Genomic DNA, 17661 nt, shown 5'->3' on the forward strand with positions numbered 1-17661 from the left:
TGGGGTGTCGGGTGTGGGTCGTCACCACGGGGGCCGGTAGCCGGTGCTGATCTTCTCGCCGGTGCGGCGCCACTTGGGTTCCTTGTCCAGCGTCTTCGCCGTGATCGTCCGCATGCGTCGGACCACGGCCCCGTAGGCGCCGCTGGCGGTGGTGGAGACCTTGGCGCCGGGGGGTTCGTCCATGAACGGCATGAACTTGTCGGGGAAGCCGGGCATGGTGCAGGCGATGCAGATGCCGCCGACGTTCGGACAGCCGCCGATGCCGTTCATCCAGCCGCGCTTGGGCACGTTGCACTTGACGACCGGACCCCAGCAGCCGATCTTGACCAGGCACTTCGGCGAGTCGTACGTCGTCGCGAACTCGCCCTGCTCGTAGTAGCCGGCGCGGTCGCAGCCCTCGTGGACGGTGGCCCCGAACAGCCAGGTCGGGCGCAGCTTGTCGTCCAGCGGGATCATCGGGGCGGAGCCGGCCGCCTGGTAGAGCAGGTAGGTGAGCGTCTCGGCGAAGTTGTCGGGCTGGATCGGACAGCCGGGGACGCACACGATCGGGATGCCGGCCTTGGACTTCCACTCCCAGCCGAGGTAGTCCGGCACGCCCATGGCTCCGGTCGGATTGCCCGCCATGGCGTGGATGCCGCCGTAGGTGGCGCAGGTGCCGATGGCGACCACGGCCAGCGCCTTCGGCGCGAGCCGGTCGATCCACTCACTGGTGGTGATCGGCTGGCCGGTCTCCGGGTTGTCGCCGAAGCCGCACCAGTAGCCCTCCGGCTTGATCGCCTCGTTGGGGACGGACCCCTCGACGACCAGCACGAACGGGTCGATCTCGCCCCGCTCGCCCTTGAAGAACCACTCGATGAACGTGTCCGCGCCGCCGACCGGACCGCACTCGAAGTCGATCAGCGGCCAGTGCACGGCGACCTTCGGCAGCCCCGGCAGCACACCGAGGACGATCTCCTCGATGCTCGGCTGCATGGCCGCCGTCAGCGCGACCGAGTCGCCGTCGCAGCTCAGGCCCGCGTTGATCCAGAGGATGTGGATCGTGGGTGTCTCTTCGGCCGTCTTCGTCGCCGCCTCAGTCATGGGATCGCCTCCCGGGGAGGTAGGGGATCAGGGCGAGCGTTCGCCCTAAATATGGCGCAGCACCACGTGACGCCCTGTGGTGTTCCGCTATGTACTGCCATGCCCTTCACAGTTCTTCGTATCAGCCGTTCGGCCGTGACGGGACGCCATGGGGGGCCGTTGCGGTGAATCCGACGGCGGACGGCCCCAAAGTGGTTTAGGACGGGCCCTGGGCGAGGTACGGCGGGGTGTGCCGGGGGCACTCCTTGTGGACGAAGGCCCGGCGCAGGGCGTGGTACGGGGCGTCCGGGTCGTCGAAGGTCTGCCGCATCCGGGCCAGCTCGCGCTCCCGGAACCCGGCCAGCGGGGCCACGCTCTCGCGCAGCTCCAGCTCCGTCTTCTTCGCGGCGATCCGGGCCTCCGTCGCCGGCAGCCCCGCCAGATACGCGGCCAGGCGGCGGACGTCCGCGGCGAACGCGTCGGGGTCGGCGTCCACCACCAGGTCGACCAGCCCCAGCTCCTCGGCGCGCGCCGAGCTCACCGGCAGGGTGTCCCGCATGAGCCGTTCGGCCACCGCCGGACCGACCCTGCGGGGCAGGGTGCAGGTCCAGTACTCCGAGCCGTACAGGCCCAGCAGGCCGTAGTGGGGGTTCCACACGGCCCCGGAGCGGCACCACACCTCGTCCGCGGCCAGGGCGAGCATCGCCCCGCCCGCGGCGGCGTTGCCCGCGACGGCCGCGACGACGAGGCGGTCCGTGGTGGTCAGCACCGCCTCGACCAGGTCGTTCATGGCGTTGATGTTCGCCCAGGACTCGGCGGCGGAGTCGGCGGCGGCCTCGATGACGCCCAGGTGGATCCCGTTGGAGAAGAAGTCCCGCTCGCCGCCCAGTACCAGTACCGAGGTGGGGCGGGCGCAGGCTTCGCGGTAGGCGTCCAGGAGGCGGCGGCACTGCTCGGTGCTCATTGCGCCGCCCGGGAAGGAGAACGAGAGACAGCCGACGCTGCCGTCCTCCCGGTAGCGGATGTCGGTCCACCTGGGGTCCGCCGCCTCGGGCAGCGGGGGCGGGGCGTGCTCCGGCAGGGGCGGCAGCCGGTCGCCCAGGGCCTGCACGGCCGGGAGTTTGAAAGGGCGCGGCTGCCCGGGCAGCCGGCGGGGCCTCAGCTCGGGGATCCACACCGCGCCGTCCGTGGTGGCCCGGCAGATCGCCCCGGCCCGGGTGGCCAGCAGCTCGCCCGGGCTGCCGCGCAGTGCGCCCTCGGGGTGGCCGCCGTGCAGATACCACTCGACGCCGAGCAGCACGTCGAGCACCCCGGGCTGCGAGTCGGCGGCCCGCAGCTTGCGGACGACCGTCCGGGTGGAGTCCTCGGCCCAGTCGATCCGCCGGACGCTCTGGTCGAGACAGGGACGGACGCGCAGGAGGCCCTCCCGCTCACACGCCTCGCTCTGTCGGCGCGGCACGTGGGTCCCGCCGGCGAAGCGGTCCACGGCGAGGAGGACGGCTTCGAGGGCGGCGTCGGCGATCTCGCCCCGGTACAGGTCGCTCTTGGCGACCGGGGGGACGCGGCACGCCACCGAGGCCCAGACGTCGCCCGCGTCGAGCTCCCCGTTCGCCTGGAGGACCGTGACGCCCCACTCGTCTACGCCCTCGTGGATCGCCCAGTCCAGCGAGGACGGTCCCCGATCGCCCAGGGGCCCTGGGTGGACGACGAGGCAGGTGTAGGCCGTCCACACCTCCTCGGGGATCGCCGTCTTCAGTATCGGCGCGACGACGAGTCGCGGATCGTGCCGTCGGACGGCGGCCGGCAGGGAGACGTCGGGGAGGGCGAGTTCCACCGCCACGTGGTGGCCGCGGTCGCGGAGCTCGGCGTGGACACGCTGGGTGAGGCTGTTGAACGCGCCGGCCACGAGCAGGATGTGCACAGCTGTCTCCAGGCGGACGAGGGGCACGCCGGGACGTCCCGGCCGACTGCGATCCTCCGGTGCGCCCGGCGACCGCCGCCGCCGACAGACGGTGAGGTCATCCGAAAGCGGACGTGGATGCGCCGTCCGGCCTCACCGTCGTCGGGTCTCGCCGTCGTCCGGTCTCGCCGTCGTCCGGCCTCAGCGTGCGGACGACGCCGTGATCAGCGTGGCCGCAGGCCGCTGATGACGCGCTCCCAGCGGGAGCGGGTGGCCCCGAACCGGGTCTCGTGCGTCCAGATGTGGGTGCAGGACGGGCACTGGAGATGCAGCAGGCTGCCGGTGTTGGAGAGCAGGTAGCGCCAGTGCGTGGAGCAGCTGCGCCCCTCGGCGCACGGGTCGCAGCCCTGCCGGTCGTCACAGTTCGGGCAGGCGACCCAGGCGCGACGGCCGACGTCGGCCAGCGGATCAAGGGGCAGCATGGCCGTCCCCTCGCCCGGGGAGCACGCCGGCCGCGACCAGCTCGGCGTAGACGCGCTGCTGGTCGGCGTCGAGGCCGGAGTACAGCAGCGCGTACGCCTCCTGCTCGCCGCGCAGGGCCTCGCCGGGATCCCAGTCGGGGCCCACGGCGTCCAGGACGTGAGCCCGCCGGAGCATCTCGTGCGCGCTGAGATCGATGGCGAAATCGGAGGACATGCGACCGAACGTAGGTAGGCCTTCCTCCCGCGGGCAAGAGCAGGTGGGAGAAGTCACAGCCCGCAAGATCGCGTCTCTGAGCAGCGCGGCCGAAATACAGCGCAACCTTCTGGTCATTCCGGTTGTCTCAGTAGATATCCGACAGACCAAGCTTCGGGGGAGATCATGGTACGAACCAGAACCGTCTGGGCGACCGCCGCCCTGCTGACCGCCACGCTGGCCGTGGCCGCGGCCCCGGCCGTGGCCGCGCCGACCACCGCGCCCCGGGCTGCCGCCGCCTGCCCGACCGGGTGGGGCAGCCTCGACAAGACGTCCTTCGCCGGCACGTCGAGGCCGCTGACGAACGTCAGGACCGGCCGCCACGACTGCTACGACCGGTTCGTCATCGACGTCCCCGGGGCGGCCAGCGCCGCGCTCGGCTACTCGGTGGGCTATGTCGACCAGCTCTACCAGGACGGATCCGGCCGGCCCATCGCCGTCGGCGGCGGGGCCGTCATCGAGGTGCGGGTGAACGCGCCCGCCTACAACCCCGAGACCGGCGCCTCGACCTACCCCGGACGGGTCGCGCAGCCCCTGCCGGGAGTGAACCTCACCGGGTACTCCACGTTCCGGGACACCCGCTACGCCGGCAGCTTCGAGGGCGTGACGCAGTTCGGGCTCGGCGTCCGGGCGCGGCTGCCCTTCCAGGTGCTGGTCCTGCCCGGCCACGTCGTGGTGGACGTCGCCCACACCTGGTGACAACCCTCCAGGCCGCGATGTCCGACCCGGGGACATCGCGGCCGAGTCCTCGTAGGCTGGCGGTCGCCGCTCGCGCTCCCGCCACCCCCCGCAGAGGACCGGATGCCGACCATCAGATTCGTCAGACTTGTCAAGTACCTGACATCAACTGCCGTGGTTCTCGCCTTTCTGACCCCGGCGCCGACCGCGGTGGCTGCCGGGACACCCGTCCGAGCCGCTCCCCCGGCCGCCGCCGACGCCGCCGCCTGGCAGCCGCCCCTGTCCACCCGCGGCCGCTACATCGTCGACGCCCGGGGGAACCGCTTCCGTCTCAAGTCGGCCAACTGGGACGGCGCGCAGGGCTCGTGGACGGGAAGCGGTAGCACGGCCGACCCCGCCGACCACCACGCCGGCCAGAACTCCTACGGGATCCCCCTGGGCCTGGACCGCGCCCCGCTGCCGCAGTTGCTCGCCGACTTCCACGCGCTCGGCGTCAACAGCATCCGGCTGCCGTTCTCCAACGAGATGATCCACGCGACGGCCCCGGTGCCGGACGCCGCCGTCACGGCCAACCCGCAACTGCGCGGCCGGACACCGCTTCAGATCTACGACGCCGTCGTGGCCGCCCTCACCCGGGACGGGTTCGCGGTCGTCCTCAACAACCACACCAACACCTCCCGTTGGTGCTGTGGTCTCGACGGCAACGAACGCTGGAACAGCGGTCAGACCACCGGGCGGTGGGCCGACGACTGGGTGTTCATGGCCCGCCGCTACGCCGCCGATCCCCGGGTCGTGGGCGCCGACCTCTACAACGAGGTACGCCGTGACGTCCTGGACGACCCCAACTGGGGCCTGGGGGACGATCACGACTGGTACGCCGCGGCCCAGCTCGCCGCGGACCGCATCCTCACCGAGGCCAACCCGGATCTCCTCGTCATCGTCGAGGGAATCAACTGGACCGGGCTGCCCGTGGACGGGCTGCCGCACGAACGCCCGACCCTCGCCCCCGTGCGCACGCTCTCGCACACCCTCGTGGACGCGCACAAGCTGGTCTACTCAGCCCACTTCTACGGCTACACCGGTCCCCGGCACAGCGGCGCCACCGGGGTCGGCGAGACCCACGACCCCCGCTACCAGGACCTGACCCGCGACCAGCTGTACCAAGTCCTCACCGACCAGGCCTTCTTCGTCACGGCCGAAGGACAGCACTACACGGCGCCGGTGTGGATCAGCGAGTTCGGCGTCGGCGGCAGCGAGACGGGGGCCGCGGCCCGCGCCTGGTTCGGCAACCTCACCGACTACTTCGCCGACCACGACGCCGACTTCGCCTACTGGCCCCTGGTCGGCTGGGAGGGCCACGACGACTGGGCGCTGCTGCGCTACGACACGGCCGGGCGGCGGTACGGCATCCTCGACCAGGGCGACTGGCGCGGCACGGCCTGGAGTCGCCTGACGACGGCCGCCTCGCTCAGCGGGCCCGTCGCGTCGGTGGCCGTCCGGCGCATGCTCGCCACCGACCACGGCGACTCCGTGCAGTCGCTGCGGGTACGGGCCGGCGGGGACTGGGATCCGGGAGCGTCCAAGGCCGCCTGCCCCGACGGCCTGCGGTTGACCGGCCTCAGCCACACCGGCGGCCGCGGTCTGTGCTCCGACGAGACGGGCGGCGACCTGCGGGCGCCGGGCAACGAACAGACCGTCGTGACCGACGAACGAAACGTCCCGGCGGGCGGCGACTGGGCCGGCGGCTACACCAAACTCCAGTGCCCCGCCGGGCAGTTCCTCATCGGCTACAGCCGCCGCGGCGAACGGGTGTCGGCCGCCCTGTGCGCCCCCGCCCGCACGCCGCTCGGCGGTGCCGGACGGACCGTCTGGTTCGACCGGTCCGACAACCGGCCGGCCGACGGCGGCGGGGACTTCGCCCAAGGCCGCTACAAGGGTCAGTGCGCCGCCGACGAGTACGCCGCCGGCATCGCCTTCACCACCCGCCTCGGCAGCACGCCGGGCCCCGCGGCCCTGTTGTGCGCCCGACTGCGGCCCTGAGAAAGGCTCGTCCGTCCCCGAACCTGCGCGGAACTGTCCGCAATCGGTAACAGGCGGATCCAGCGCGGATCCCGCACGGCCTTTTCCTCGTCCTGACAGCTGCACGGGGTCAACCACCACGGACGAGGACAGGGCGGACATGGCGCGACATGGCGGGCGGGGATGGCACGGCCGAGTACTCGCGGCGGCGATCGGGGTGACTGCCCTGGCGGCCGTCACCTCTGTCTGGACCGCCCAGGCCGGACCCGTCGACGGATCGCAGGCGGGAGCGGGCGCCTCCGCGAGCCCTTCCGCGCCGGCCGCCCGCGCCCTGGCGGCGGTGTCGGTGGAGATCGCCCACGCCTCGGACAAGGGCGCGCGGGGCGTCAACATCACCATCGACGACGGGCCGGACCCGGTCTCGACACCGCAGGTCCTTCAGGTGCTGCGGGAGAACGGCGTGAAGGCGACGTTCTGCATGGTCGGCACCCAGGCCGAGGCCTACCCGGACCTGGTCAAGGCGGTGGTGGCGGACGGGCACCGGCTGTGCGACCACACGGTCTCGCACGACACCACCATGGACACCAAGTCCGAGTCCTACCAGTCGCAGCAGATCCTGGACGCCGAGCGGATGATCACCGAGGCCTCCGGCGGTGTCCGGCCGATGTACTACCGCGCGCCGGGCGGCGCCTTCACCCCCTACAGCCGCACTCTCGCCGCCTCGCACGGGATGCGGCCGCTGGGCTGGAACGTCGACACCAAGGACTTCGAGCGACCCGGCGCCGACGCCATCGTGGCCACCGTCAAGAACGAGGTGTCCAACGGTCCGACCATCTTGTTCCACGACGCCGGCGGCGACCGTTCGCAGACCGTCACCGCCCTGCGCGAGGTCCTGCCATGGCTGAAGGAGCAGGGGTACTCCTTCGGCTTCCCGGTGCGCTGAGGAACGCCTCCGCGCCGGTTGTCAGCCGAGCACGAACGGGATCCTGGCGGCCAGTTGTCCGAGCGCGGCTCTCTCGGCGTCCGCCGGAGCGCGCCGTCCGGTGCCGACCAGCAGCGCGTCCTTGTCGGAGAAGGCCGCCGGAAACGATGCCCCGGCGATCTCCTCCAGCGCTGCGCGGGCGGCCGCGAGGGTCTCGGCGGGCGGATCTGCGGACGCGGGCAGGTGGGCCATCAGGTCGAGGTGGTGCAGCGTCCATTCCATGACGTACGCGGAGAGGTAGTCGCCGACGGTCAGCACTTCGTCGCGGGTGCCGACGCGTGCGTGCGGGTCGGCGAGTTCGGCGGCGCGCCCGGCCGCGGAACCGACGTCGTCGAAGTGGAACTTGAGCCACCGCGGCTCGCCGTACGCGGCGGCCAGCCGAGGGATCAGCGCGTCGAGCGGATCTTCGCCGGTCGGGGGCTCGACAAGGTCCCAGTAGGTGACCGAGTCGACGGTGGGTTCGGCGTCGGCGGGCGTGACCAGGGTGATCAGGACGTCCTGGGCGTCGACGATCAGATGGCACACCAGGTCCCGCACCAGCCAGCCGGTACAGCCGGACGGCCGTTCCCAGTCGTCGCCGGAGAGTTCGTCGACCGCCGTGCGCAACGCCGCCCAAGAGCGCGTGAAGAGATCCACTTCGGCAAGGTAGCGCCGTGCCGGAGCGGCCGACAAGCGTAGGGGGCCGACGCGTCGCGGACGCCTACTGGGCTCATGTGGGTCGTTGCGCGACCATGGGAGGACGAATCAGGAGTCGCACCAGGGGGAGGGGCGGTCGATGAGCGGTGGCTGGCGAAGGCGGGGACGTCGGGGGAAGGCGGAACAGCAGGCCGAGCCCGCGGAGCCGGAGAATCTCGGGACCGGGGAACTCGGCGAGGGCGTCTCGTACAGCATCACCAGGCGTGAGCGCGCCGACGACGTGCCCCTCGTGAACATCGCGCTCACGATGACGGCGGAGGCGAAGGCGCGGTGGACGCTGAGCGCCGCCTACCGGGACTTGGGCGAGACGCATCACGAAACCCTCACCGCGGCCCACGAGTTGGCCGAAGTGCTGTGGAGACAGGGGGCCACGGACGAGGCGGTCGAACTGTTGCGCTATGTCGTCGCCGGCCGTCGGAGCGTGGTCGGCCACGGCCACCCCGACACCCTGGCGGCCACGTCCTTCCTGGCGCGGGCGCTGGAGCAGCTGGGCGAGTTCGCCGAGGCGGAGCAGCTCACCCGGACGGTGTGGGCGCAGTACGTCCGCGCGTCCGCTGCCGCTCACCCGGACGCCCTGACGAACCTCGCCCGGCTCGCCCGCATCGTGCGCCGACTGAACCGGCCCGCCGAGGCCGAGGAACTGACCCGACTGGCGCTGGCGGGCCGGGAGCAGGTCCTCGGACCGGGGCATCGGGACACCCTGGCAAGCCGCAACGACCTGGCGGGGGCGCTCCGTGCGCAGGGGCGGGCGGAGGATGCCGAGCGGCTGTACCGGGAGGTCGCGGAGGACGCCGGGCGACTGTTCGGCGAGGACGACTCGATCAGTGTGAGCGCGCGCGCCAACCAGGCCGCCGTCCTCGCCCACCAGGGCCGGTGGGCGGAGGCGGAGCGGCACTACCGGGCCGTGGTCGCACTCCGCGTGCGCAACAACGGCGCGGGCCACGTCGAGACGCTGGGCGCGCAGTTCAACCTGGCTTCGGTCCTGCACGGCGCGGGCCATGCGGGTGAGGCCGAGGCCCTGATGCGCACGGTGGTGGAGGGGTACTCCAAGGTCTTCGGCGCCGACCATCCCGAAACCGTCTCCAGCATGAGCAACCTGGCCGCGATGGTGCACCGCCGGGGCGACCGGGCGCAGGCGGAGGCGTTGTGCCGCCAGGTGGTCGCCGCGTACGAGCGCCGCTTCGGGCCGGGCGACCCGCGCACCGCCCAGGCCCGGGCGAACCTGCGGCTGGTCGTGGAGGGCGACCGCTGAACGCCGTGTGCGACGGTACAGATCACACGCCCACGTGGATGTGCGAGGCCCACAGGGACGGGAACCAGGCGTACCGGGTGTGGAGTTCGGTCACCGTCGCGTGCAGCGCGAGCGCGACGTGGTCGTCGCCGATGTCATCCTCGGCGTCGTCCGTCGTCGCCTGCGCCGCGAGCGCCGTGTAGAAGGTCGTCGCCAGCTCCGGAGCCAGCTCGTCCCCGACCGGCCACAGGGTGCCCACCACGTGCCGGAAGCCCGCCAGTTGGAAGGCGCCGGTGATGTGGACGGCCTCGTCCACCAGTTCCTGCCGGGTGGACGACGTCGCACACGCCGACAGATACGCCAGATGTGCGCCGTCGAGGCGGAGGCCCGCGATGTCGGTGACGGTGAGCGGGCGTGTCGCGTGGTCGTGGGTCAGGATGCGGCAGGCCGAAGGGTCCTGTGTGTCGGCCACGGCGTGGCAGGCGAAGTGCACGGACCGCGCGTCCCGCAGGGCCTCCAGGACGCGGTCCCTGGTCGCCTCCGCATTGACGAGTGCGACAGTTCCGCGAAGTCCCCGACGGTTCGTCATGTGTCGTTCCACGGCCTGGACTTCGGCGTCCGCGTTCGGCAGGTCCCCCGCCCCCGGGGTGTGCGACATGCCGACGACCAGCTGTTCCGAGCCGCCCCCGCGGGTCCCCGTACGCCGGGTCCTCGCGTGATGGAGCGCGGCGACGGTGGAGGTGTACGAGGACGCCACCCGTGCCGGCACGCACCGCTGGTCGTCCGGGTCGGCTCGGGGGCCGTGGTAGCCGGCCGCATGGAGCGGCAGGAACGCCAACGCCCCTTGCGGGCACCACCACACGCGCGCGGGAGTGCCGTCGGGTCCGGACCGCGAAGGAAGGGCGAGCCGTTCCAGGACCGGTCCGGTGATCGTGTCCCACAGCCACTCCAGTGTCTGCGCGACGGTCTCCTGGCGGGCCAGCCGTTCGCCCAGGCCTTCCGAGCGGTCGGCGGGCGCGCCGACCGCGGCGAGGAACCCGGCCACCCTGTGCCGGACCTCCTCGGCGGTGGTCTCCAGCCGCACCACGTCGAGTGTTCCGTCGGCCACGATCAGCGCGTCGCAGCGGATGCTGACGTTGATCACCACGACCGGTCCCGCCCCGGCCTGCCGGACGATCTCCTGTGCGGCCGGTGGGCGCAGGAAGTCCGCCATGTCGGGCAGGGACCGGATCTCGGCCAGGAGCGCGTCCCATGCGGCCTCGCGGGTCCACATCCGCTCGGCGGCCTGTCGCTCCCGCGCCGCGGAGTACGTGTCGCCGCCGAGCGGCGCCGGATCCTCCATGTCACGCAGCAGCACGAATCGTTCGGCCAGCGCGGGCGCGCGTTCCCGCAGCCGCGCCACGTCGGTCTCCCGAGACCGCAGCAGACGGCCGAGCAGCACGCCGCGCCCGTGTTCCAGTACCTCCAGGGCCTGTTCGGGGCGGCCTGCCTCCAGCGCGTACGCGGCCGCCTCGGCCGCCAGGCCGTGCTCGCGGGCCAGCACGTACTGCTGGTCCGTGCGGTCCAGGTCGCGTGCGGCCAGCCGCGGCAGCAGCCGCACCGCCTCCGTCAGCCAGTGGCGGGCCGCCTCCCAGTCGTGCCGGGTGCCGCACACCTGCCCGAGCGTGCCCCGGGCGCGCAGGCGCCCTCCGACCGGCGCGGTGCGCACCTCGACCGACGCCCGTGCCACCTCGAAGGCCTCCGCCAGGAGACGCTCGTCGCCCGTCGCCAGGAAGAGTCTGTGCAACGCCTCGGCGAGCGCGGTGCGCGAGGAAACCTGTGCCGGGTGATCGGCCGGGTAGCCGGCGACGAGCGTGCGCAGCACCTCGACGCACTCCGTCAGATCGGCGTCGTCTCCCCGGGCCTCGGCTCGGGACCGCAGGGCCTCGGCCAGTTGGAGGAGGGTGATCCGGCCGTTCCCGGAGTCGCCCGGCCACAGGGCGAGCACCTGGCGCAACAGGCCCACCGCCTCGTCGAGGTCCGCGGTGCCGACGCCCTCGGCGTCATGGCGCAGCCGCAGCAGGAGTGCGAGGTTGCCCAGCAGGAACCGCCGTTGGGACCCCCCGGGCGGACACGCGGCGACCGCCGCACGCTGCGTCTCGACGGCCTCGTAGAGGTGCGGTCGGTGGCCGGTGTGCTCATAGCGGGCGCGCTGGGCGCTGCTGAGGCTGGACAGCAGCGCGGGGAGGTTGGCCGAGTGCGGCGGCAGGACGGCCAGGGCCCGCTGGAGGTGGTCGACGCACCGGTCGAGGTCGCCGAGGTCGTGGCGGTCCACGAACCGCTGCAGCAGGTTCTGGCCCAGGGACCCGTGCAGGGCCGCGAAGTTGAGGCTGTCCGGGGAGGCGTGTCCGACGGCGTCCCGCTGGAGTTCGATGGCCTGGTCCAGGTCGGCCGCGTCGCCGGTGCGTTCATGGCGGTGGGCGAGTTGGACGGCGAGTACCGAGGCGGCGGCTCCGGCGTTCTCCGCGGAACCCTCGTCCGCCCCGAACACGTCGAGAGCGGCGCGAAGCCGGGCGATCGCCGACTCGAGGTCGGCCGGATCGTCCGTGAGGCCGTACCGGCTCGCGTGGGCCTGGCCCAGTTCGAGCAGGGGCACCCCGCGGTTCAGGTCGTCGCGGGGCAGCGTCCGCACGCTGCTCTGCAGGGCCCGCACGGCCCAGTCGACCCAGTGCACCTGCCCCGAGAACTCGGCACGCTCCACCGACAGATCCGCTGCCCGAAGGGTCACCATGAGGCGGCTGAAGTCATCGAGGGAGGGTTCCGTCTCGAGGACATGGCGCAGGAGCATGACCGCCTCGTCCAGTTCTCCGAGACCGCCGTCGAGCCGGAATCGGTCCACCAGGCACGCGGCGAGATTGAAGGCCGACTCCCACGGTTGCGCGCCGCCGTTCCTCAGCGTCTCGTCGCGGGCGCTGCGCAGGATCTCCACCGCCTCGTCCAGCGCCGACCGCTCCCGCGTCAGGTCGTACCAACTGCTCAGGAACGAGGCCAGGTTGACCTGGCGAGCCGCCCGCTGCGGGCTTCCGGGCGGAGTTTCGGCCAGCGCCCGGCGTTGGACCGCGACGGCCTGGAACAGGTGCTCCCGTTCCCCGCCGAGGTCGTACAGCTGCCCCAGGACCTCCGCGAGACCGCCGAGTCGGGTGGCGCGATCGTCGTGCAGCGCGGGCGGGAGCGTCATGGCACGGCTCAGCAGGTCGGCGGCCTCCTCCAGTTGGAGACGCTCGCCGGTCCGGTGGTGCAGCTGTTGCAGGGCGCGGCCGAGCCCGTAGAGGTAGTCCTCCCGGTACGGCTGGTCCTCGGGGGCCGCGTCGAGGGCCCGCCGGTAGTGGTGGACCGCTCGCTGAAGGGTCGGCAGATCGCGCGTGTGCCCGTACAGTTCGGCCTCGGCATGAGCGAGGTTTCTCAGGTGCACGTCCCGACCGGGGCTGTCGTCGGAAGTGGCGTCGACGACCTGACGGTGGAGGTCCCGGGCACGCGACAGGGCGGCTAGGTCCCCCGTGCGCTGGTAGAGCTCCAGCTCCCACAGGCCTTGACGATGCAGCTCGCCGACCGACGCCCCGGCGGGCCGCCCACGGCGGGGAACATCACTGCTCATACCGACACCATAAGGTCGCCGGGCCGTCGGGGGCAGTGGGCCTCAACTCCCGGGCGTGGCCGGCGGGTCGAGGGGGTCGGGCGGGTGGGCGTACCGATCCGGCGGGGGCAGGCCCTGCCGCCAGTGTCGGCAGAGTTCCTCCGCGAGGGCCCGTTCCTCCTGGAGGCTGTCGGGCAACGGCAGGTGCAGGGCCGTCAGGAGGTCGAAGCGGTGCAGTTCGAACCCCGCGCGGACGGCGTCGCCGTAGGTGAGCGCCGCCTGCACGGCTCCGTGGTACGCGAGTGCGGCCACCGCGGCGGGGGCCAGGGCGAGCAGCAGCCACCAGCCCGAGCGGAACAGCAGCGCCGCGCCGACCAGGGCGGTCACCGCGTTGGTGACGCACAGTCGCGCCGCCCCGTCGAGAGAGTCACGGCAGTCGTCGACCACGGCCCGCGCACGGTCTCCGAGCACCGGGTACAGCCGCGGCCAGGCGACCGCGGCGTCCCAGCCGTGGTCCCGGCCGGCCGTGTCGCGCAGGGCCGCCAGCACGTTGCCCAGGGCCGTCGGCCGTACGAGGTGGTCCGGGAGCGGATACCGCCGGCGCAGGACGGCGGCCGCGGCGCCCGCCCGCTGCACCTGCTCGGGGGACGGCTCCCCCGCCGCCCCGGTCAGCTCGGCGCGGGCCGCCAGCCGTGCCTTGCGCCGACGCTGCCACGCCCGCCCCGCGCCCGCACCGGGCGCATCGGGCCGACCGCCCTCCAGCAGCCGCATGACGGCCAGCTGGAAGGGCTGGAAGACGACGGCGATCACGGTGGTGCCGACGAGGATCCACACCGCCTCCCCGGCGCCCACGGCGGTGGCGGTGCGCCAGGCGCGCCGCAGCGACACATCGCTCCCGGGCGCCCCCGCCCAGACCAGGAGCAGGACGAAGAGCGTCGCCGTGTACGTCGGCAGATAGGCCACCGAGAAGAACCTGACCGAGCCGTCGAGCGGCTTGGGGACGGCGGGCCCGAGGCTCACGCGGGGCTCACCTCAGTTCCATCGGTCCGTGTTCGCCGGCCTGGCACACCGGACGGTACCGGTCGTCGTAGAAGGCCGCGTAGGCGTGACTCCCGCACACCGCACAGCGGAACGCGATCACACTGAACCGGGTCGACTCCCCGGGAGCCGCGGCCCGCACCTCGTCGCCGGAGCCGCGGGTCGGCTGCATCCCCAGGACGGTGCGCAGATACGTGCTCGACGTGGCCCCGATCTGCACGTCGCCCACGACGATCAGGATCCGGTCCAGGCGCTCCTCCAGGACCAGCAGCCGTCCCAGAGCCTCGGCGGCGTCGTTCAGAGCCGTCCCGGCGGGCAGCAACACCCGCTCGGAGCCCTCGACTTCGGCTCTGGGATCCACCAACATCACGTAACTCATACGGTGTTGTCGCCCTCCGCATCTGCCACGGCTGCCGTGGCCGACCCACCTTAACGCGGCAGGTCGGACGGCCGTCGCCGTGCCGCCCGCCTCCTCACCGGACCGCGGCCTGCCCGTACGGGATCAGCCGTACGGGGCCCACCAGGCCGTGGTCCTGCCGGGCGACGGCCCCGAAGACCGAGGGCCGGGCGACCCGGAGCCGGTTGACGAGCGGGGTCGCCACCTCCACCTCGATCACGTTGCGGCCGCGCCGCAGCAGCGGGCCGACGTCGACGACCGGGTGGAGTCGGTCGACGGGCGGCGCGCCGACGCCGTTCACGGTGACGCGCGCGGTGTCGGAGACCTGGCCGAGTTCCAGGCGGGCGCCGTGCGAGGCGGTCCAGCCGGAGGGCAGTTCGATCGTCGTCCGGTAGCGGCCGATGCCCGCGGAGTCGGCCAGTTCCGGGATCCGCGACCAGGGCAGCAGGGCGTCCAGGGACAGGGTGCGGTGGACGCGTTCGGTCCGGGTCGCGGAGGATCCGGGGTACCGGTCCTCGACGTCCAGCCGCCACTGGCCCGGGGTGATCGGGGCGGGCACGGACGGGATGGCGGTGGTGACCGTACGTCCCGAGGAGAGTCGTGTCGTGTAGGTGCCTCCGGTCTCCGAACGGAGCGTCAATTTCCCGCCGCTGAACCGCACTTCGGGCGCGTCCGTAGCGATGGCGTGCGGCCGTGCCCCGTTGTGGTCGCCGAAGAGTCCCGGACGTCCCAGGGCGACGATCATCGCCTGGCCGGGCTGGAGGGCGACCCGCACGGTGACGTCGCCGCCGTCCTCGGCGTACCGGGCGATCCGGGTGACCGTGCCCGTCCACGGGTCCAGCAGGTACGGGACGGTCTCCCCGTTCCTGGTGCGGCGGGTGTGGCGCAGGGTGACCTCGTGGTCGATCGCGGCCACGGGCGGTTTGACCGTCTCGGCGTGCTTGCCGTTGCAGAGGTAGTAGTAGTCGGCGTCCCGGGTGACGCGGTGCGCGTTCAGCAGCGTGGACGCGGTGGCGTGGCGGACGTCCGGTGCGACTCCGAGCCCGGCGAGGGCGTCGCCCACGGCGGTCTTGTCCGTGACGCGGACGACGTGGGGCAGGCCGAGCAGCCGGGCGAGGAGCCCGCGCAGCCGGTCGGTCTCGCCGTCGTCGGGGATCCCCGGGGTCAGGGCCTGGTCGAAGGCGCCCAGCAGGACGATCGGCAGCCCGGCCTCGGCCAGCCGCAGCAGGTGACGGGCATCGGCCACGGCGAGGGTGGGGGTGGAGCCGTAGAAGAAGTCGCCCTCGACGAAGAGGGCCTTGTAGGCGGGTCCGTCCGGGGCGAGCCGGCCGGCCGAGACGGTGGCGCTCGGCAGGTCGAGCAGCGGACCGCTGAGGAACTGGTGGGTCCAGCCGAGCGGGACGCCGGTCGCGGTGAACCAGGAGGCGCCGATGCCGGTCGCGGCGTAGCCGGTCTGCCGGAAGACGGCCACGTCCGCGCGGGCGGTGCCCGACTGGAGCACCCCGTGCACCCGGCCGAGGTAGGCGGCGAGGTCCGTGACGTGGTGCCAGGTGGGCTGGCGGGGTCCCCACGACTCGCCGTAGCCCGGACCGCCGTTGTACGGGCTGAAGGCGGCGAAGCCGGGCCAGTGCGCGCCGGGGGCGGCGGCGTAGGAGAAGCCGTGGACGACCGTCTGGTTGACCCCCGCCGCGTAGGCCCCGCCCATGGTGCGCAGGAAGCGGTCCCAGGTGGTGCTGTACGCGGAGCCGTTGTACGCGCCCGCCTCGCAGGACAGCACCGTGCGGCCCGCCATGTCCCGGCCGCCGGCGAGGCAGCGGAAGTCGTCGAGGTTCTTGAAGCCGAGGGACTCGCCCTCGGGGTGGTCGAGGATCGCCGCCGACGCGATCGCGTCGGTCTGGAGGCCGTAGGGCTGGGCGCGCAGGGTCATGCCGAGGGAGTGCGACCAGTCCCGCAGGGCGCGGACGTGATGACGGTTGAACAGGTCCGAGAACGTCTCCCAGAAGTCGTGCCGGATCTGCCGGGTCAGCTGCGCCTCGAAGGCGAACACCTGGTTGCCGTCGCTCAGGATCAGCGCGGGCAGGTACGGCAGGAGGGGGCGGCCGGTGTGCTTCTCGAAGGCGTCCGGCAGCGCGGCCGTCCAGGTCAGGCCGTCCGTCTCCAGCTCCACGGAGTCCTCGAAGAAGGCGCCGCCCGCCGCCTTCAGCAGGCTCCGCAGGACGGGCGTCAGCAGTTCCCGCTCCCAGAAGCCGGTGACGGCGGCGGTGCCGGCCGGGGCGAGATGGTCGACGACGTAGGCGGCGGGCGCGGAGTGCGGGCCGGACTCGGGCTGCTGACCGCAGCCGCGCGCCCAGTAGGAGATCAGCGCCCACTCCCCCGCCTCGGGCGGCGTCCAGGTCAGGGTGCCGTCCTGGTCGACGGTGGAGGTGAGGTCGCGGACGCTGGAGAGGTCGAGCCCGGTCTCCTTGCGCGTGGAGTGCGCGGGGTCGACCCGGGCGGCCTGCACGGCGAGGAGCCGCTGCCGGGTCACACCGGCGGCGGGCTCGTGCACGGGTGGCGGCACCGGTCCCCGATAGGTGGCTCCGCCGCTCAACACGGCGCGGCCGTGGACGAGTTCCTTGGCGGCGGCCTCGTCGTCCGGGGTGAGGCCGGGCACCGCGACGGGCCAGCTCGGGCCGAGCGTGAGGTCGAGGGTGAGGCCCCGTCTCGCGGCGCGGCGCAGGGCGGCCTCGACGCCGTCGCGCCAGGGCCTGCTGCCCCAGCCGTGCCGCTCGGTGTCCAGGACCGACTTGTCCTTGACGCTGTGGTGGACGGCGGCTATCTCGGCGCCGCCGAATCCCGCGTCCGCGATCTGGTCGACCTCGCGGGCGATCTCGTCGGGGTTCACCAGACCGTCCGGCCACCACCAGCGGAACTTGGGGCGCACCGGGCGGGCGGGGGCGGCGAACCACTCGGCGGCGCTGCCGCGCGCGTCGGCTACGGGCTGCGCCGCCGCTGTCGTCCCGGACGCCAGAGCCCCCACGGTCCCGGCCGCGATGCCCGCCGTCGCCCCGGCGGCGAGGACCGCCCGGCGCGACATGCCGTTTCCGTGGGCGAAGGATTCCCCCTCGAACGGTTGCTGCGCGAAAGGATCCTGCGCGAACGGTTGCTGCATGAGCGCCCCCCCAGGTGGTACTGCATGATTTGAATCGTTTCAATCATGTGCGAACGCGGGAACGCTAAGTGGTCTGCGTCGTAAGTCCTTCGGGGGTTGACTTCGGTGTTGCTTGTAGGCGTGCTCGCACTCAGCTGTTGAGGGTGGTGAGGTGGAGGTGGC

Annotated in this window: 13 protein-coding genes; 4 read left to right on the top strand and 9 right to left on the bottom strand. The window is 72.8% G+C overall.

Translation table 11 applies throughout. From position 1 onward, the window contains the following. Window positions 1-21: 21 nt before the first annotated feature. The 4 genes from AB0J04_RS21920 to AB0J04_RS21935 all read right to left on the bottom strand — a co-directional run bounded on the left by AB0J04_RS21920 (window position 22) and on the right by AB0J04_RS21935 (window position 3655). Window positions 22-1080: a hydrogenase expression protein HypE gene (locus AB0J04_RS21920; RefSeq protein WP_363170216.1), complete on the bottom strand. Its 1059-nt coding sequence runs from the start codon at window positions 1078-1080 to the stop codon at window positions 22-24. A 196-nt stretch (window positions 1081-1276) separates the two neighbouring features. Next, complete coding sequence (locus AB0J04_RS21925) at window positions 1277-2980, bottom strand: hydrogenase maturation protein (RefSeq protein WP_363170230.1); 1704 nt, start codon at window positions 2978-2980, stop codon at window positions 1277-1279. 203 nt (window positions 2981-3183) lie between these two features. Continuing rightward, window positions 3184-3441: a hypothetical protein gene (locus tag AB0J04_RS21930; RefSeq protein WP_363170217.1), complete on the bottom strand. Its 258-nt coding sequence runs from the start codon at window positions 3439-3441 to the stop codon at window positions 3184-3186. Then, window positions 3428-3655 carry a DUF6400 family protein gene (locus AB0J04_RS21935; RefSeq protein ID WP_363170218.1) on the bottom strand — a complete coding sequence of 76 codons (228 nt, stop codon included), beginning with the start codon at window positions 3653-3655 and terminating at the stop codon, window positions 3428-3430. The genes AB0J04_RS21930 and AB0J04_RS21935 overlap by 14 nt, the downstream gene beginning before the upstream one ends. Window positions 3656-3820: 165 nt before the next feature. Between AB0J04_RS21935 and AB0J04_RS21940 the strand changes: the two genes are divergently transcribed. From AB0J04_RS21940 to AB0J04_RS21950, 3 genes are all read left to right on the top strand, one after another. Then, a complete protein-coding gene (locus tag AB0J04_RS21940; RefSeq protein ID WP_363170220.1) occupies window positions 3821-4393 on the top strand; it encodes a hypothetical protein in 573 nt (190 codons plus the stop codon). 102 nt (window positions 4394-4495) lie between these two features. After that, entirely contained in the window at window positions 4496-6412 is a 1917-nt protein-coding gene (locus tag AB0J04_RS21945; protein ID WP_363170221.1) for a cellulase family glycosylhydrolase, read from the top strand. 139 nt (window positions 6413-6551) lie between these two features. Further along, entirely contained in the window at window positions 6552-7334 is a 783-nt protein-coding gene (locus AB0J04_RS21950; RefSeq protein ID WP_363170222.1) for a polysaccharide deacetylase family protein, read from the top strand. 21 nt (window positions 7335-7355) lie between these two features. Here the strand turns inward: AB0J04_RS21950 and AB0J04_RS21955 are convergent, their stop codons facing one another. Continuing rightward, a complete protein-coding gene (locus tag AB0J04_RS21955) occupies window positions 7356-8009 on the bottom strand; it encodes a maleylpyruvate isomerase N-terminal domain-containing protein (RefSeq protein ID WP_363170223.1) in 654 nt (217 codons plus the stop codon). Window positions 8010-8148: 139 nt separating this feature from the next. Between AB0J04_RS21955 and AB0J04_RS21960 the strand changes: the two genes are divergently transcribed. Further along, window positions 8149-9321, top strand: a complete 1173-nt coding sequence (locus AB0J04_RS21960; protein WP_363170224.1) for a tetratricopeptide repeat protein — start codon at window positions 8149-8151, stop codon at window positions 9319-9321. Between the two features lie 22 nt (window positions 9322-9343). On the opposite strand, the gene AB0J04_RS21965 is transcribed toward AB0J04_RS21960, so the two are convergent. The 4 genes from AB0J04_RS21965 to AB0J04_RS21980 all read right to left on the bottom strand — a co-directional run bounded on the left by AB0J04_RS21965 (window position 9344) and on the right by AB0J04_RS21980 (window position 17424). Further along, entirely contained in the window at window positions 9344-12934 is a 3591-nt protein-coding gene (locus tag AB0J04_RS21965) for a CHAT domain-containing protein (protein WP_363170225.1), read from the bottom strand. A 42-nt stretch (window positions 12935-12976) separates the two neighbouring features. Further along, a complete protein-coding gene (locus AB0J04_RS21970) occupies window positions 12977-13933 on the bottom strand; it encodes a hypothetical protein (RefSeq protein ID WP_363170226.1) in 957 nt (318 codons plus the stop codon). A gap of 7 nt (window positions 13934-13940) precedes the next feature. After that, the gene (locus tag AB0J04_RS21975; protein ID WP_363170227.1) at window positions 13941-14330 is read right to left on the bottom strand and encodes a hypothetical protein; all 390 of its coding nucleotides are present in this window, start codon (window positions 14328-14330) and stop codon (window positions 13941-13943) included. A gap of 94 nt (window positions 14331-14424) precedes the next feature. Next, window positions 14425-17424: a glycosyl hydrolase gene (locus tag AB0J04_RS21980; protein ID WP_363170231.1), complete on the bottom strand. Its 3000-nt coding sequence runs from the start codon at window positions 17422-17424 to the stop codon at window positions 14425-14427. Window positions 17425-17661 lie beyond the last annotated feature (237 nt).

The sequence above is a fragment of the Streptomyces sp. NPDC050263 genome (assembly GCF_040655955.1).
Lineage (GTDB): Bacteria > Actinomycetota > Actinomycetes > Streptomycetales > Streptomycetaceae > Streptomyces.

What these genes read in the sequence shown, in the direction of transcription:
- AB0J04_RS21920 (WP_363170216.1), bottom strand. Translation starts at nt 1,080, where the DNA reads ATGACTGAGGCGGCGACGAAGACGGCCGAAGAGACACCCACGATCCAC.
- AB0J04_RS21930 (WP_363170217.1), bottom strand. Translation starts at nt 3,441, where the DNA reads ATGCTGCCCCTTGATCCGCTGGCCGACGTCGGCCGTCGCGCCTGGGTC.
- AB0J04_RS21935 (WP_363170218.1), bottom strand. Translation starts at nt 3,655, where the DNA reads ATGTCCTCCGATTTCGCCATCGATCTCAGCGCGCACGAGATGCTCCGG.
- AB0J04_RS21940 (WP_363170220.1), top strand. Translation starts at nt 3,821, where the DNA reads ATGGTACGAACCAGAACCGTCTGGGCGACCGCCGCCCTGCTGACCGCC.
- AB0J04_RS21945 (WP_363170221.1), top strand. Translation starts at nt 4,496, where the DNA reads ATGCCGACCATCAGATTCGTCAGACTTGTCAAGTACCTGACATCAACT.
- AB0J04_RS21950 (WP_363170222.1), top strand. Translation starts at nt 6,552, where the DNA reads ATGGCGCGACATGGCGGGCGGGGATGGCACGGCCGAGTACTCGCGGCG.
- AB0J04_RS21960 (WP_363170224.1), top strand. Translation starts at nt 8,149, where the DNA reads ATGAGCGGTGGCTGGCGAAGGCGGGGACGTCGGGGGAAGGCGGAACAG.
- AB0J04_RS21965 (WP_363170225.1), bottom strand. Translation starts at nt 12,934, where the DNA reads ATGAGCAGTGATGTTCCCCGCCGTGGGCGGCCCGCCGGGGCGTCGGTC.
- AB0J04_RS21975 (WP_363170227.1), bottom strand. Translation starts at nt 14,330, where the DNA reads ATGAGTTACGTGATGTTGGTGGATCCCAGAGCCGAAGTCGAGGGCTCC.
- AB0J04_RS21980 (WP_363170231.1), bottom strand. Translation starts at nt 17,424, where the DNA reads ATGTCGCGCCGGGCGGTCCTCGCCGCCGGGGCGACGGCGGGCATCGCG.